Raw genomic sequence first — 13,864 nt, 5'->3', positions numbered from 1 at the left:
ATATTCTAGACTGGACGGTCTAGTTTGATAAGCACCCTTTAAGGGCGGAAGCGTGACGGAATGATCAATGCACGGACGCACTAGCGCCGCCGCTGCAGAAGCAAAAGCGATGCCGGCCGAAAAATCACGGCCGGACAAACATGACGCGATCACCCGGGCCGCTTCGGAGACGTTCCTGGCCGAGGGCTTCGACCGGGCCAGCCTCGACCAGATCGCCCAGCGCGCCGGCGTCTCCAAGCAGACCATCTACAGCCATTTCGCCGACAAGCAGGCGCTGTTCCTGGCGATCTGCACCGAACTCACTGAAAAGCTGACGATTCCATTGCGCCGTCCGCGCAGCGAAACCGGCGATCTGCGGGCCATCCTGCTGCGTCTCGGCGAGGACGCTCTGGCGATGATGCTGCACCCCGCCTCGCTCGATCTGCATCGCCTGATCGTCGGGGCGGCCGCGCGTTTTCCCGAACTCGGACAGGCCGCCTACGATACCGGCGCAGGGCGCATGATCACGGATCTCGCCGCTTTGCTGGAGGAGCGTTCACGATCCGGTGATGGTCTGTCGCGTCCCCTGACCGCTGGCGAGCCAGTGATGCTGGCCGAGCAGTTCATCGGCATGCTCCGCGGCTTCCATCAGGTTCGCGGCCTGCTCGGCATCGCCGCCGTTCCATCGGCTGAGCGCAAATCCTACGTCGCCGCCTGCGTCGACCTGCTGCTGCGAGCGGCCTGACGCCACGCCGCTCCAGCGGCTCGCGCGACGATATGGTTGACGGCCGATGACCGTCTGCCCCTTCGGCGCCCCGAAACACCCCTCCTGTCACGGCGCTGTCATCTGTCGCCGATACCGCATCATCCCGCAATCGCGGGAGAGTAGTTGATGCTGCGTATCGAAGGTCTGACCAAGCGTTTCGGTGGCAAGGCCGCCGTCGACAACGTCAACCTGTCGATTCCGCGCGGCGAGATGGTCGGCATCATCGGCCGCTCGGGCGCCGGCAAGTCGACGCTGCTGCGCATGCTGAACCGCCTCGCCGACGCCAGCGACGGCCGCATCCTCAGCGAGGAGCGCGACGTCACCGCCCTGCGTGGCGCTGCGCTCAGGGGCTGGCGGCGCGACACGGCGATGATCTTCCAGCAGTTCAACCTGGTCGGCCGGCTCGACGTGCTGACCAATGTCCTGCTCGGCCGCCTGAACCATCGCTCCGCCGCGCTGACGCTGGTCAAGAGCTTCTCGCAGGACGACAAGGTCCGTGCCATCGCGGCACTCGAGCGGCTCGATATGGGGCATCTGCTGTCGCAGCGCGCCGAGACCCTCTCCGGCGGCCAGCAGCAGCGCGTCGCCATCGCCCGCGCGCTGGTGCAGGAGCCGAAGATCATCCTCGCCGACGAGCCGATCGCCTCGCTCGATCCACGCAATACGCAAATCGTCATGGACGCGCTGTTCCGCATCAATCGCGAGGACGGCATCACGGTGATCTGCAATCTCCACCACCTCGACATCGCCGCGAAGTACTGCGACCGGCTGATCGGCATGGCCGCCGGCAAGGTCGTATTCGACGGCCCCCCGCATGCGCTGACCAGCGAGCTCGCCGCAGAGCTCTACGGCATCGAGGCCAAGGATGCCGGAGCCGAGGCGCTCGACCAACTCGACGCCATCGCCACCGAAGAAGCCCAGCGCGCCAAGCAGAACGTCGCCTGAAACAGCCGGCGGCGCGCCCGAGCCTGCACTTACGTCTGACCTTTCATCGCCGATCTTTTAAAAAAGGAGCACTCTCATGCTGACCCGTCGTCATACGCTCACGCTTGCCGCAGCCGGCCTTGCCGCGACGCTCGCCGCTCCGGCTTTCGCCCAGGATTGGAAGGCGAAGTATCCCGAGCTCGTCTTCGCCATCATCCCGTCCGAGAACGCGTCTGGCGTCGTCGAGCGCTACACCCCCTTCGTCAACTATCTCGCGAAGGAACTCGGCACCAAGGTGACCCTGCGCATCGCCAACGACTACGCCGCGATCATCGAGGGCCAGCGCGCCGGCAACATCCACATCGGCATGTACGGCCCGGCCTCCTTCGCTCGCGCGCTGATGACCGGCGCCAAGATCGACGCCTTCGCGATTGAGACCAATATCGACGGCACCAAGGGCTACTACTCGGTCTTCTACGTGAAGAAGGATTCGCCCTATCAGAAGGTCGAGGACCTCAAGGGCAAGAATCTCGGCCTCGTCGACCCGAACTCGACCTCCGGCAACAATGTCCCGCGCTTCGCGCTCGACGGCATGAAGATCGAGCCCGAGACCTTCTTCGGCAAGGTCGTCTACACCGGCAGCCACGAGAACGCGGTGATCGCGCTCGGCCAGGGCACCGTCGACGTCGCCGCCAACTGGTGGAATGACGAGCAGGAATCGAACCTCCTGCGCATGGACCGCAAGAAGATGGTCAAGGCGGACGATTTCCGCATCATCTACAAGTCGCAGCAGATCGTGAACTCGCCGATGGCCTATCTCACCGAGCTGCCGGAAGAGCTGAAGGGCAAAATCCGCGACACCGTCCTCAACCTCGCGACCAAGGACAAGGCCGCCTTCGACAAGATCTATGAAGGCAAGCAGGGCCCGCTCGTCGCCGTCGACAACAAGGCCTATGACCCGATCATCGAGCTGAACAAGTTCGTCGACGCGCTTCGCAAGAAGAAGTCCTCATAAATCTCGCCATCGCTATCCGTCATGGTCGGGCTTGTCCCGACCATCCTCGTCTTCGCTTCGCTGATCTCGCGCAGCGCTCAAGACGTGGATGCTCTCCCAAAGGGCGAGCATGACGGTGGCAGGCTCTCCGCCACCTCTTCGGCGACGGACATTCCATGACACTTGCGATCGACCGCAACGATCCCGCCATCACCGCCCACGCCGATCTCTACCGGCGCGAAATGGCGGCGAAGCGGCTGCAGACCCTGTTCGGAGCGGCAATCTTCGTCGCCTGCGTCCTGCTCGCCGGCATCGGCGCCGAGGTCGACTTCGCGAAATTCGCCGCCAACGCCTGGCGCTTCCCGAAATACATCCTCGAGACTATGCCGACGCTGCGCTTTGCGACGCTCGGCGCCGACCTCAAGGAATGGTACTGGGGCCTCAATGGCTGGCTGAAGCTGCTCTGGCAGACCCTGCTGATCGCCTATGTCGGCACCGTGCTCGGCGCGGTCGGCGGCTTCCTGCTCTGCTTTGCCGCCGCCAGCAATCTCGGCCGCTCGGCCGGGCTGCGCTGGGCCACGCGCCGCTTCCTCGAATTCTGCCGCACCGTCCCCGAGATCGTCTTCGCGCTGATCTTCGTGATCGCCTTCGGCCTCGGCCCGCTGCCGGGCGTCCTCGCCATCGCCATCCACACCATGGGCGCGATGGGCAAGCTTTTCTCCGAAGTGGTCGAGAACATCGACATGAAGCCGGTCGACGGCCTGACCGCCACCGGCGCCGGCTGGTGGCAGATCATCCGCTTCGCGGTGGTGCCGCAGGTGCTGTCGAACTTCGCCAGCTACGCGCTGCTGCGCTTCGAGATCAATGTCCGCGGCGCGTCGATCATGGGCTTCGTCGGCGCCGGCGGCATCGGCCAGGATTTGATCGAGGCGATCCGCAAATTCTACTTCACCGATGTCAGCGCCATCCTGCTGCTGATCATCGTCACGGTCATGTTGATCGACTACGGAACCGAGCGCCTGCGCCATGCGCTGCTCAGCCTGGAGCACGGCAAATGACACTCGCCCTCTCCGCTGCCGACCGCAACGCGCTGATCGCCCGCCACAAGGCGGCGATCGACGGCTCGCTGAAGACCAAGCTCATCACCATCGCCGTCATCGGCGGCCTCGTCGGGCTCTTCCTCTATGGGCTGACGACGCTCGAAACCTCGCTCTGGAAGATCATCGCCGGCTTCGCCAATCTTGGCACCTTCGTGGTGCTGATGCTGCCGCCCGATCCCGGCTCGTTCGCCCGCGCCATCATCTTCGTCAAGGCGCTGTTCGAGACCATCGCCATCGCTTTCCTCGGCACGATCCTGGCGGCGATCCTCGCCTTCCCGCTCGGCTTCCTCGCCGCCAAGAACGTCGTCGCCAACCGGATCGTGCATTTCCTGGCCCGGCGCTCGATGGACACGGTGCGCGGCGTCGACGCGCTGATCTGGGCGCTGATCTGGGTCAATGTCGTGGGCCTCGGTCCCTTCGCCGGCATGCTCGCGATCATGACCAGCGACCTTGGCGCCTTCGGCAAGCTGTTCTCCGAGGCGATCGAATCCGTTGACCGCAAGCCCGTCGAGGGCGTCACCTCGGTCGGCGGCAGCAAACTCCACGAGATCCGCTTCGGGCTGATCCCGCAGGTGCTGCCGGTGATCGCCAGCCAGGTGCTCTACTACATCGAGTCGAACACCCGCTCCTCGACCATCATCGGCATAGTCGGCGCCGGCGGCATCGGCCTCTATCTCGCCGAGACCATCCGCACGCTCGAATGGCAGCAGGTCTCGTTCCTGATCCTGCTGGTCCTGGCAGCGGTGACCGCGATCGACTTCCTCTCGAACAAGCTGCGTTTCGCCATTATCGGCAAGCGCGCGGTCTGAGGTCGGCCGCCGGGTCAGTTCTGGCCGGCGGCGCGCTTCGGCACAGTCGCGAGCCAGGCCGCGAGGTCCTTCGCCCAGAACCTCGCCATGCCGGTTGTGCCGTGGCCGCGCGTCTCGGCGCTCGCTGGGATCAGCAGCAGCTTCGCATTCGGCAATCGCTTGAGCTCCTGCTCCATGATGCCGGTCTCAGGCGGGTTGCGCTCGTCATCTGCCGAGTTGATCGCCAGCAGCGGCACTTTGATCGCCTCGAGTTTCGGCGAGGCGTTGTAGTCGCGCGAGGAATCCCACTGGTAGAGGAAGTCGTTGGCGTCGGCGCTGAACGCCGCCTTGAGCCGGTCGTCGAGCAGCTTGTCGGCCGCCTCGCGGGTCGGAGCCAGCTTCTGATAGGCGAGCGTGCCGCCACTGGTAGCGATGCCGAAGAAGACGTTGGCGACCCGGAAGCCCTGCGGTTGCGCGCTGTAGTCGCCGCCCTTCCATTCCGGATCGTTGCGCACGGCATCGATGATCATCCGCCGCATCATCCAGTTGCGGCTGGACATCTCGGTCGGCTGCGAGGCCATCGGCGCGAGCGCGTCCATGAAATCGGGATACTTCGCGCCCCACATCCAGCTGTGCATGCCACCCATCGAATTGCCGAGCACGAGACGGACATGGCGGACGCCGAGGCCCTCCTTCACCAGCCGATACTGGGCCTCGACCATGTCGTCGTAATTGTAGCGCGGGAACTTCGCCCGCAGCCCGTCGGACGGCTTCGACGAGGTTCCGGCGCCGATCGCATCGGGCAGGATGATGAAATACTTCGCCGCGTCGAGCGGCTGCCCGGCCCCGAAGAGCTCGCCGGCGAAGGCGGGGGTCAGCATGCTCGCGGCGGAACCCGCCGTGCCGTGCAGGATCACCACCGGCTCGCCGGACGGCTCACCCACCGTCGCATAGCCGAGCTTGAGCTCCGGCAGGGTCTCTCCAGTACTGAAGCGGAAATCCTTGACGGTGAAGGTACCGCGCTTTGGCGCCGGATACTCCGCCGCCTGTGCCAGCCAGGACAGGCAGCAAGAGACGGCAATCACTGCCGCGCGCAGCGGCGAGCTTGCGATGATCATGGCGTTTCCTCGTCCCGGCCCGGCGCAATCGTGATGTTGCGCCCGTCGGCTCCGGCGAAGGATTGCGCCTCGTCCGATGCGAGGCAAGGCGTCAGGCTAGGCCTTGCGATCACAAAAGCGGCGGGCCGCGAGGAAGTAGCCCGCAGCGCCTACTCCCCGAACGGCTCGACCACCATCTCCATCCGCTCGCCGGCGAAGACGCTGTTGACGATGTGGATCGGCGTCAGGTCCGGCAGCGCATCGATCGCGTCCGAGGTCAGCACCGCCGCGCCCGGCTCGATCTTGAGCAGCGCTGCCTCGCGCTCGCTGGCGAGCCGGGCCGCCAGCCGCGTCGAGCGCCGGACATAGTCGGCAATGCCGCAGGCCTTGAAGGCGGCGGTGATCGATGACCCCGCTCCCGTCAGAATCTCGTCGAAGCGCGGAAAGCGCTCAACGCTGAGATAATGGATGCCGGTGCCCACCGGCGTACCCCCGGCCCGGCTCAAGGTCTCGATCGCCCAGAGCGGCGTGCCTTCCGGCAGGCCGAGCAGAGCGCAATGCTCCGCCTCGCCGGCGGCGACCTCGGACGCCAATACCGCTCCGGACACGGCGATACCGGCCGCGCCGAAATTGGTGCGCATGCTGACCCGGCGGCCGAGCTTGTAGGGGAACCGCGGCGCCGTCACTTGCGTGCCGCGCCCGCGTGACACGGTCACCAGTCCGCGCTCGGCGAGATGCCGGAAAGCCTGGCGCACCGTATGCCGGTGCACGCCGTAGCGCTCGGCCAGCGCGACCGAGGCCGGCAGGGTGTCGCCGGGCTCGTACTCGCCCTGCTCGATCGAGGCGGCGAGCGCGTCGGCGATCCGACGCCATGCCGTGCCACCATCGCTGCCCTGATTGCCCGGCATGCCCGGCATGCCCGGTGTCATCAAAATTTCATCCAAAATGTATAGACCTTTTGCAGCGACGAGCTTATTATAGTCTAGACATTAGCGCTTGGCGAGAGGCCGACACGGTATGACCGAAACCGCGACACGTCAGCACTGGATGGCCGTCCTCGCACGCGCCACACGGGGCGAGGTCGATGCGCTGCTGCAGCAGGCGGGGCCATTGCCGGCGCATGAGGTGCTGAAAGCCCCCGAAACCGGAACCGTGATGGTCGAGGGCAGGGCTGGCGGCGCCGGCCGCCGCTTCAATCTCGGCGAAGCCACGGTGACGCGCTGCGTCGTCCGCCTCGAGAGCGGCGCCATGGGCTTCTCCTACGCACTAGGCCGCGATGCTCGCAAGGCGCGGTTGGCAGCGATTACCGACGCGCTCCTGCAGGGCGAGGCCGAGGCCGGCCCGTTGCGACATGGCGTGCGGACGCTCGCCGACAAGCAGCAGGCGGCCCGGGAGCTCGCTTCGCGCAAGGCTGCGGCCACCAAGGTCGATTTCTTCACCCTGGTCAGGGGAGCGTGACGATGCAGGACGGCAATCAGATCCACGCAGGCTTCTCCGACCCGGTTTTCCAGTCGCAGGGAGCGTTCCGCGCTTTGCTGGCGGCGCTCTCGGAACCGGGCCTTGTTCGCGATCTCGGCGATGCGATGGAGGCGCCGACCGGACTCGATCCGGCCACGGCGGTCGCGCTGCTGACGCTCGCCGATTACGAGACGCCGATCTGGTTGCCGGCTTCTCTGCGCGATGGTCCGGCCGGCGCCTGGCTGCGCTTCCATTGCGCCGCGGCCCTGGTCGAGGATCCTTCCCGTGCCGCCTTCGCGGTGATCGACGGCGTCGCTGCCGAACCGCTCCTCTCTTCCTTCAACGCCGGTGACGATCAGTTCCCCGACCGCTCGACCACGGTGCTCGTCCAGTGCGCCGCGCTCGACGGCGGCGAGACGGTCACGCTCGAAGGCCCCGGCATCGCCGGACGCCGGACGATCGCCCCTGCCGGGCTGCGCCCGGGCTTCTGGGCCGAGGTCGAGGGCAACGCCACGCTCTACCCCCTCGGTGTCGACCTTCTGCTGGTCCATGGCACGCAGGCGCTCGGCCTGCCGCGCTCGACCCAAATCGTGGAGGCCCGCTGATGCCCCGCCGGGAGCTTTACTAATGTATGTCGCGGTCAAGGGCGGTGAAGCCGCCATCCTCGCCACCCATGATCTCGTCGCCGAGGCGCGCCGCGGCGATGAGAGCGTGCCGGAGCTCGCCGTCGCGCAGATCCGCGAGCAGATGGGCCTCGCCTGCGCCCGTGTGATGAACGAGGGCTCGCTCTACGATCCCGATCTCGCCGCGCTGGCGCTGAAGCAGGCGCAGGGCGATGCGATCGAGGCTGCCTTCCTGATGCGCGCCTATCGCACGACGCTGCCGCGCTTCGGCTCATCCGAGCCGCTCGACACGGCGACGATGGCGATCCGCCGCCGCGTCTCGGCGACCTACAAGGATCTGCCCGGCGGCCAGGTACTCGGCCCGACCTATGATTACACCCACCGGCTCTTCGACTTCACGCTGATGGATCAGGCGGCCCCGGGCGAGGAGCAGCAGGCCCGTCCGGCCACGCAGCCGCTCGACGCCTTCATGCCGCGCGTGCCCGACATCCTCGGCGCCGAGGGCCTGATGGAGGAGGAGGCGCCGCCGGAAGGCGATCCGCGGCCCTTCGACCTGACCCGCGAGCCCGTCAGCTTCCCAGCCGACCGCGATGTCCGCCTGCAGGCGATGGCGCGCGGCGATGAAGGCTTCATGCTCGGCCTCGGCTATTCGGTGCAGCGCGGCTTCGGCAACAGCCACCCCTTCGTCGGCGAGGTCCGGGTCGGCGAGGTCGCGGTCGAGTTCGTGCCGGAGGAGCTCGGCTTTTCCGTCGATCTCGGCGAGATCACGCTGACGGAATGCCAGATGGTCAACCAGTTCGCCGGCTCCAAGGACGTGCCGCCGCAGTTCACCCGCGGCTATGGGCTCTCCTTCGGCCATAGCGAACGCAAGGCGATGTCGATGTCGCTGGTCGACCGGGCGCTGAAGGCGCGCGAGTTCGGCGAGGCGGCGACCTATCCGGCGCAGCAGGACGAATTCGTCCTCTACCACTCCGACAATGTCGAGGCGGCCGGCTTCGTCGAGCATCTCAAACTGCCGCACTATGTCGATTTCCAGGGCGAGCTCGAGCTGATCCGCCGCATCCGCCGAGAACGCGAACAGCGTCTCGCCGATCAAGCGAACCAAGCCCTGCCGGAGGCCGCGGAATGACCGTGCACCAGAGCATCAGCGACGAGACCAAGCAGGCCTACAACTACGCCTATCTTGACGAGCAGACCAAGCGGATGATCCGCCGCGCGCTGCTCAAGGCGGTCGCGGTCCCCGGCTACCAGGTGCCGTTCGGCTCGCGCGAGATGCCGCTCGCCCGCGGCTGGGGCACGGGCGGCATCCAGGTGACCGCCGCGATCATCGGGCCGGACGATACGCTCAAGGTCATCGACCAGGGCGCCGACGACACCACCAACGCCGTCTCGATCCGCCGCTTCTTCGAGCGCACCGCCGATGCCAGGACGACCGAGGCGACGGATGAGGCGACGATCATCCAGACCCGTCACCGCATCCCCGAGGCGCCGCTGAAGAGCGGGCAGATCATGGTCTATCAGGTGCCGCAGCCCGAACCGCTGCGGAAGCTCGAGCCGCACGAGGCCGAGACGCGCAAGATGCACGCCTGGGCCGAATACGGGCTGATGCAGGTCAAGCTCTACGAGAACATCGCCCGCTTCGGCGAGGTGACGACGACCTATGACTACCCGGTCATGGTCAATGGCCGCTATGTGATGGCGCCCTCGCCGATCCCGAAATTCGACAATCCGAAGATGCAGATGTCGCCGGCGCTCCAGCTCTTCGGCGCCGGCCGCGAGAAGCGCATCTATGCGGTGCCGCCGCATACCAGCGTGCGCAGCCTCGATTTCGAGGATCACCCCTTCCGCATCCAGAGCTGGGAACAGCCCTGCGCCCTCTGCGGCGCGGCCGATTCCTATCTCGACGAGGTCGTGATCGACGACCAGGGCGGGCGGATGTTCGTCTGCTCCGACAGCCATCATTGCGAGACACGGCGGGCCGAGGGCCATCGAGGCGCCATGCTCGCCGACGCCTCGGCGCTGCATCTGGTCGAGGATAAGCCATGAACATGCAGGTCAATCCGCAGCAATTGACGCTCGATCCCGAGCCCTTGCTCTCCGTCGCCAATGTCAACCGCTTCTATGGCGAGCGCATCGGCTGCGCCGATGTCTCCTTCGACCTCTGGCCGGGCGAGGTGCTGGGGATCGTCGGCGAATCCGGCTCGGGCAAGTCGACCCTGCTGCGCTGCCTCGCCGGCATCGACAAGCCCGACCAGGGCGAGGTGCTGTTCAGAGGTGGGACCGAACCACTCGACATCTATTCGGTCGCCGAGCAGGAGCGGCGCCGGCTGATGCGCACCGCCTGGGGCATCGTCCACCAGAACCCGCGCGACGGCCTGCGCATGGACGTCTCGGCCGGCGGCAATGTCGGCGAGCGCCTGATGGACAATGGCGCCCGCCATTACGGCAAGATCCGCGAGACTGCGCTCGACTGGCTGCAGCGCGTCGAGATCGCCGGTAATCGCATCGACGATCGGCCGCGCCAGTTCTCCGGCGGCATGCAGCAGCGCCTGCAGATCGCCCGCGTATTGGTCTCCGAGCCCAAGCTCGTCTTCATGGACGAGCCGACCGGCGGCCTCGACGTCTCCGTCCAGGCCCGCCTGCTCGACCTGCTTCGCGTGCTGGTGCGCGATCTCGGCCTCGCCGCGATCATCGTCACCCATGACCTCGCCGTCGCCCGCCTGCTCACCGACCGCTTGATGGTGATGAAGGATGGCCGCGTCGTCGAGCAGGGCTTGACCGACCAGGTCCTCGACGACCCCCACCACGCCTACACGCAATTGCTGACATCGGCGGTGCTCACCGTATGAGCGCCGTCACAACCGCGTCACCCCGAGCCCGCAAGGCAGTGCGACCATGACCACGATGATTCACGTCGAGAACGTCGCCAAGGAATTCACCCTGCACAATCAGGGCGGCGTGCGCCTGTCGGTGTTCGACAACGTCAACTTTACGGTCGCCGCCGGTGAGGCGCTGGTGCTGGCTGGCGCCTCGGGCGCCGGCAAATCGAGCCTGCTGCGCATCCTCTACGGCAATTACCGGCCGACCTCCGGCACCATCGCCATCACCCATGCCGGCCGCCCCATCGACATCGTCTCGGCGGTGCCGCGCACCGTGCTCGACATCCGCCGCCGCACGCTCGGCTTCGTCTCGCAGTTCCTGCGGGTCATCCCGCGCGTCTCGGCGCTCGACATCGTCCGCGATCCTCTGCTCGCCCGTGGCGCCTCGCCCGAGGAGGCTAGCGAACGCGCCAAAACCATGCTGGCACGCCTCAACCTGCCGCAACGGCTCTGGGACCTCGCCCCGGCGACCTTCTCCGGCGGCGAGCAGCAGCGCGTCAACATCGCCCGCTCCTTCGTCGACCCCTCGCCGATCATGTTGATCGACGAGCCGACCGCCTCGCTCGACGCTAACAACCGCAATGTCGTTGTCAAGCTGATCGCCGAGGCGCGCGAACAGGGCTCCGCCATCGTCGGTATCTTCCATGACGAGGCCGTGCGAGAGGCTGTCGCAACCCGCTATCTCGACATCACCGATTTCCGGAAGGCCGCCTGATGTCCACCATCCTGACCAATGCCCGCTTGATCCTCGAGGACGAGGTCGTCACCGGGACCATCGCCTTCGACGAGAGCGGCATTCTCTCGGTCGATCAGGGCCGCTCCTCCCTGCCGGAAGCGATCGACGTCCAGGGCGACTATGTCGCGCCCGGCCTCGTCGAGATGCACACCGACAACATGGAAAAGCATTTCATGCCCCGCCCGAAGGTCTTCTGGCCGAACGGGCTCGCGGCGGCTTTGGTCCATGACGCGCAGATGGCGGCCGCCGGCGTCACCACCGTCTATGACGCGATCTGCGCCGGCACGCCCTTCTCGGCCAAGGACTACCGCAAGGACATCTTCGCCGATGTGATGGATGCGCTGCGGCTCGGCACCGCCGAGGGCGTCTTCCGCATCGACCACCGCATCCACATGCGTTGCGAACTGACCAGCCCTGACCTGCTTGGGGATATCGAGCCCTACCAGGACGATGCCCTGGTCCAGCTCGTCTCGCTGATGGACCACACGCCCGGCCAGCGGCAATGGCGCGATATCGCGCATCTGCGCACCTATTCGCTTGGCAACGGCAAGACCGAAGCCGAGTTCGAGGAGGACGTCGTCGTCCGCCAGCGCGAAGGCTCCGAGAATGTCGGCCACAACTGGAGCGCCGTGGTCGAGATGTTCCAGGCGCGCGGCATCCCGATCGCAACCCATGACGACACCACGGTCGAACATGTCGAGGCCGGCATCGCCTCCGGCGCCGTGATCTCGGAATTCCCGACCACCGTCGAGGCGGCGCAGGCCGCCAAGCAGCGCGGCCTCGCCACCATCGCCGGCGCTCCGAACGTGGTCCGCGGCGGCTCGCATTCCGGCGGCGTCTCCGTGGCCGAGCTGGCCGAAAAAGACCTGCTCGACGGGCTTTCCTCCGACTATGTCCCGGCAAGCTTGCTGCAGGCCGTGCTCAAGCTCAGCGACAATCACGGCATCGCCCTGCCCGCGGCAATGGCCAAGGTCACCTGGAAGGTCGCCGACATTCTCGGCCTCAGGGATCGCGGCCATCTGAAAGCCGGCCTGCGCGCCGATCTCGTGCGCTTCCGGGCGCTGGGCGCGACCCCGGTGATCACCACCGTCTGGTCGCAGGGACGCCGGGCCTTCTGAGCGCCGCATGACCGGAACCGCGCCACGCTACGCGCTTTATTACACCCCCGCCGCCGACAGCGCCCTCTGGCGCTTCGGCAGCGCGACGCTGGGCTATGACGCCATCGCCGGTGCTGATATCGACTTCGCGATCCCCTCCGGCTGCGAAGGGCTCGACTGGCCGGACCTCACTGCCGAGCCGCGTCGCTACGGCTTCCATGCGACGCTGAAAGCGCCATTCGAGCTCGCCAATGGCCGCAACGAGGGGGCGCTGCGCGCTTTCGCCCGCAACTATGTCGCCGGGCGCCCGCCCGTTCAGCTCGCTGGACTCTCCGTTAATGCGCTCGGCCGCTTCATCGCCCTGACGCCATCCGAGTCGAGTGAAGAGCTGCAGCGCTCTGCCTTCGAGCTGGTCCAGGCATTCGAGCCCTTCCGGGCGCCTCTCTCGCCGGCCGACCTTGAGCGGCGGCTGCAAAGCCCGCTGACGCCGGCACACCGGGCCTATCTCGAAGCCTATGGCTATCCTTATGTCGGCGACGCCTTTCGCTTCCATATGACGCTGACCGGCTCCTTGCCGGACGCGCAGGTCGCGCCGATCAAGGCGGCGCTGGTGCAGGCCCATGCGCAGGCGGTGCCGGCCGGCCCGGTCCTGATCGACCAAGTCGCCATCTTCAAGCAGGAGAGCCGCACCAGCCGCTTCGTGCTGCTCGACAGCATCCCGCTCGGTTAACGCATCCTCCAGGGAAGCCCGTCATGGCAGGCAAGAAGCTTGGACTCGAGCCCCTAATCGACCCGACCGCGAAGGTCCGCGACGCCGTGCTCGGCCGCTATACCGAGATCGGCGCCCGCACCTCCTTCGCGGAGTCGACACTCGGCGACTACTCCTATGTCGTGAACGACTCCGACGTCATCTACACGACGATCGGCAAGTTCTGCTCGATCGCGGCCCATACCCGCATCAACCCGGGCAACCATCCGATGCAACGGGCGACCCAGTCGCATTTCACCTATCGCGCCAGCGCCTATTTCGAGGATGCGCAGGACGACGCCGCCTTCTTCGCCTGGCGTCGCTCGACGCCGGTGACAATCGGCCATGATGTCTGGATCGGCCATGGCGCCATCGTGCTCGCCGGCCGCAGCATCGGCACCGGCGCGGTCGTCGCGGGCGGCGCGGTCGTGACCAAGGACGTGCCGGACTACACCATCGTCGGCGGTAATCCGGCCCGCATCATCCGCCGGCGCTTCCCGGAGGATGTTGCCGAGCGGCTGAAGGCGCTCGGCTGGTGGGATTGGGAGCATGCCGCATTGCGGGCCGCGCTCGACGACTTCCGGGCGCTGCCGGTCGAGGCATTCCTGGAGAAGTACGAGGGCTGATTGCCGACGCTCGGGCGCAGACCCGAGCATCTCGTCACAAGGAGGCTCC

The 13,864-nt window shown here is 66.6% G+C and carries 16 protein-coding genes; 14 read left to right on the top strand and 2 right to left on the bottom strand.

All coding sequences use genetic code 11. The annotated features are described in order from the left end of the window. Window positions 1–67: 67 nt before the first annotated feature. The 5 genes from ACSQ3M_RS15845 (at window position 68) to phnE (ACSQ3M_RS15825) (ending at window position 4,572) form a co-directional block, all read left to right on the top strand. On the top strand, window positions 68–724 hold the full coding sequence (locus tag ACSQ3M_RS15845; protein WP_436151042.1) for a TetR/AcrR family transcriptional regulator: 657 nt from the start codon (window positions 68–70) through the stop codon (window positions 722–724). Between the two features lie 147 nt (window positions 725–871). Beyond that, on the top strand, window positions 872–1,690 hold the full coding sequence (gene phnC, locus ACSQ3M_RS15840; RefSeq protein WP_436151041.1) for a phosphonate ABC transporter ATP-binding protein: 819 nt from the start codon (window positions 872–874) through the stop codon (window positions 1,688–1,690). A 76-nt stretch (window positions 1,691–1,766) separates the two neighbouring features. After that, window positions 1,767–2,684 carry a phosphonate ABC transporter substrate-binding protein gene (gene phnD / locus ACSQ3M_RS15835; protein ID WP_436151040.1) on the top strand — a complete coding sequence of 306 codons (918 nt, stop codon included), beginning with the start codon at window positions 1,767–1,769 and terminating at the stop codon, window positions 2,682–2,684. 155 nt (window positions 2,685–2,839) lie between these two features. Continuing rightward, entirely contained in the window at window positions 2,840–3,721 is an 882-nt protein-coding gene (gene phnE / locus ACSQ3M_RS15830) for a phosphonate ABC transporter, permease protein PhnE (RefSeq protein ID WP_436151039.1), read from the top strand. Beyond that, window positions 3,718–4,572 (top strand): phosphonate ABC transporter, permease protein PhnE, encoded by an 855-nt coding sequence (gene phnE / locus ACSQ3M_RS15825; protein ID WP_436151038.1) that lies wholly within the window; start codon window positions 3,718–3,720, stop codon window positions 4,570–4,572. The genes phnE (ACSQ3M_RS15830) and phnE (ACSQ3M_RS15825) overlap by 4 nt, the downstream gene beginning before the upstream one ends. A gap of 14 nt (window positions 4,573–4,586) precedes the next feature. Here the strand turns inward: phnE (ACSQ3M_RS15825) and ACSQ3M_RS15820 are convergent, their stop codons facing one another. Continuing rightward, complete coding sequence (locus ACSQ3M_RS15820; RefSeq protein ID WP_436151037.1) at window positions 4,587–5,669, bottom strand: alpha/beta fold hydrolase; 1,083 nt, start codon at window positions 5,667–5,669, stop codon at window positions 4,587–4,589. 149 nt (window positions 5,670–5,818) lie between these two features. Beyond that, a complete protein-coding gene (gene phnF, locus ACSQ3M_RS15815) occupies window positions 5,819–6,577 on the bottom strand; it encodes a phosphonate metabolism transcriptional regulator PhnF (protein ID WP_436151036.1) in 759 nt (252 codons plus the stop codon). A gap of 88 nt (window positions 6,578–6,665) precedes the next feature. Here phnF and phnG point away from each other — a divergent pair, with 88 nt between their 5' ends. Genes phnG through ACSQ3M_RS15770 form a run of 9 tightly spaced genes read left to right on the top strand, consistent with a single transcriptional unit; the run spans window position 6,666 to window position 13,815 of the window. After that, window positions 6,666–7,106 (top strand): phosphonate C-P lyase system protein PhnG, encoded by a 441-nt coding sequence (gene phnG, locus ACSQ3M_RS15810; RefSeq protein ID WP_436151035.1) that lies wholly within the window; start codon window positions 6,666–6,668, stop codon window positions 7,104–7,106. A gap of 2 nt (window positions 7,107–7,108) precedes the next feature. Then, a complete protein-coding gene (gene phnH / locus ACSQ3M_RS15805) occupies window positions 7,109–7,711 on the top strand; it encodes a phosphonate C-P lyase system protein PhnH (RefSeq protein ID WP_436151034.1) in 603 nt (200 codons plus the stop codon). Between the two features lie 22 nt (window positions 7,712–7,733). Beyond that, window positions 7,734–8,858, top strand: coding sequence for a carbon-phosphorus lyase complex subunit PhnI (locus tag ACSQ3M_RS15800; protein ID WP_436151033.1), 1,125 nt, complete (start codon window positions 7,734–7,736; stop codon window positions 8,856–8,858). Then, window positions 8,855–9,775, top strand: a complete 921-nt coding sequence (locus ACSQ3M_RS15795) for an alpha-D-ribose 1-methylphosphonate 5-phosphate C-P-lyase PhnJ (protein WP_436151032.1) — start codon at window positions 8,855–8,857, stop codon at window positions 9,773–9,775. Before ACSQ3M_RS15800 ends, ACSQ3M_RS15795 begins: the two co-directional genes overlap by 4 nt. After that, a complete protein-coding gene (gene phnK / locus ACSQ3M_RS15790; protein WP_436151031.1) occupies window positions 9,772–10,578 on the top strand; it encodes a phosphonate C-P lyase system protein PhnK in 807 nt (268 codons plus the stop codon). Before ACSQ3M_RS15795 ends, phnK begins: the two co-directional genes overlap by 4 nt. A 46-nt stretch (window positions 10,579–10,624) precedes the next feature. Then, window positions 10,625–11,323: a phosphonate C-P lyase system protein PhnL gene (gene phnL / locus ACSQ3M_RS15785; RefSeq protein WP_436151030.1), complete on the top strand. Its 699-nt coding sequence runs from the start codon at window positions 10,625–10,627 to the stop codon at window positions 11,321–11,323. Next, the gene (locus ACSQ3M_RS15780) at window positions 11,323–12,462 is read left to right on the top strand and encodes an alpha-D-ribose 1-methylphosphonate 5-triphosphate diphosphatase (RefSeq protein WP_436151029.1); all 1,140 of its coding nucleotides are present in this window, start codon (window positions 11,323–11,325) and stop codon (window positions 12,460–12,462) included. The genes phnL and ACSQ3M_RS15780 overlap by 1 nt, the downstream gene beginning before the upstream one ends. 7 nt (window positions 12,463–12,469) lie before the next feature. Continuing rightward, entirely contained in the window at window positions 12,470–13,171 is a 702-nt protein-coding gene (locus ACSQ3M_RS15775; RefSeq protein WP_436151028.1) for a DUF1045 domain-containing protein, read from the top strand. A 23-nt stretch (window positions 13,172–13,194) separates the two neighbouring features. Further along, window positions 13,195–13,815 carry a chloramphenicol acetyltransferase gene (locus tag ACSQ3M_RS15770; RefSeq protein WP_436151027.1) on the top strand — a complete coding sequence of 207 codons (621 nt, stop codon included), beginning with the start codon at window positions 13,195–13,197 and terminating at the stop codon, window positions 13,813–13,815. The last annotated feature ends 49 nt before the right edge of the window (window positions 13,816–13,864 follow it).

It is taken from the genome of Allobosea sp. LjRoot90 (genome assembly GCF_964254315.1).
GTDB lineage: Bacteria > Pseudomonadota > Alphaproteobacteria > Rhizobiales > Beijerinckiaceae > Allobosea.
Note: the sequence above shows the minus strand (reverse complement) of the source record. Positions and strands in the feature narration are given on the sequence as shown.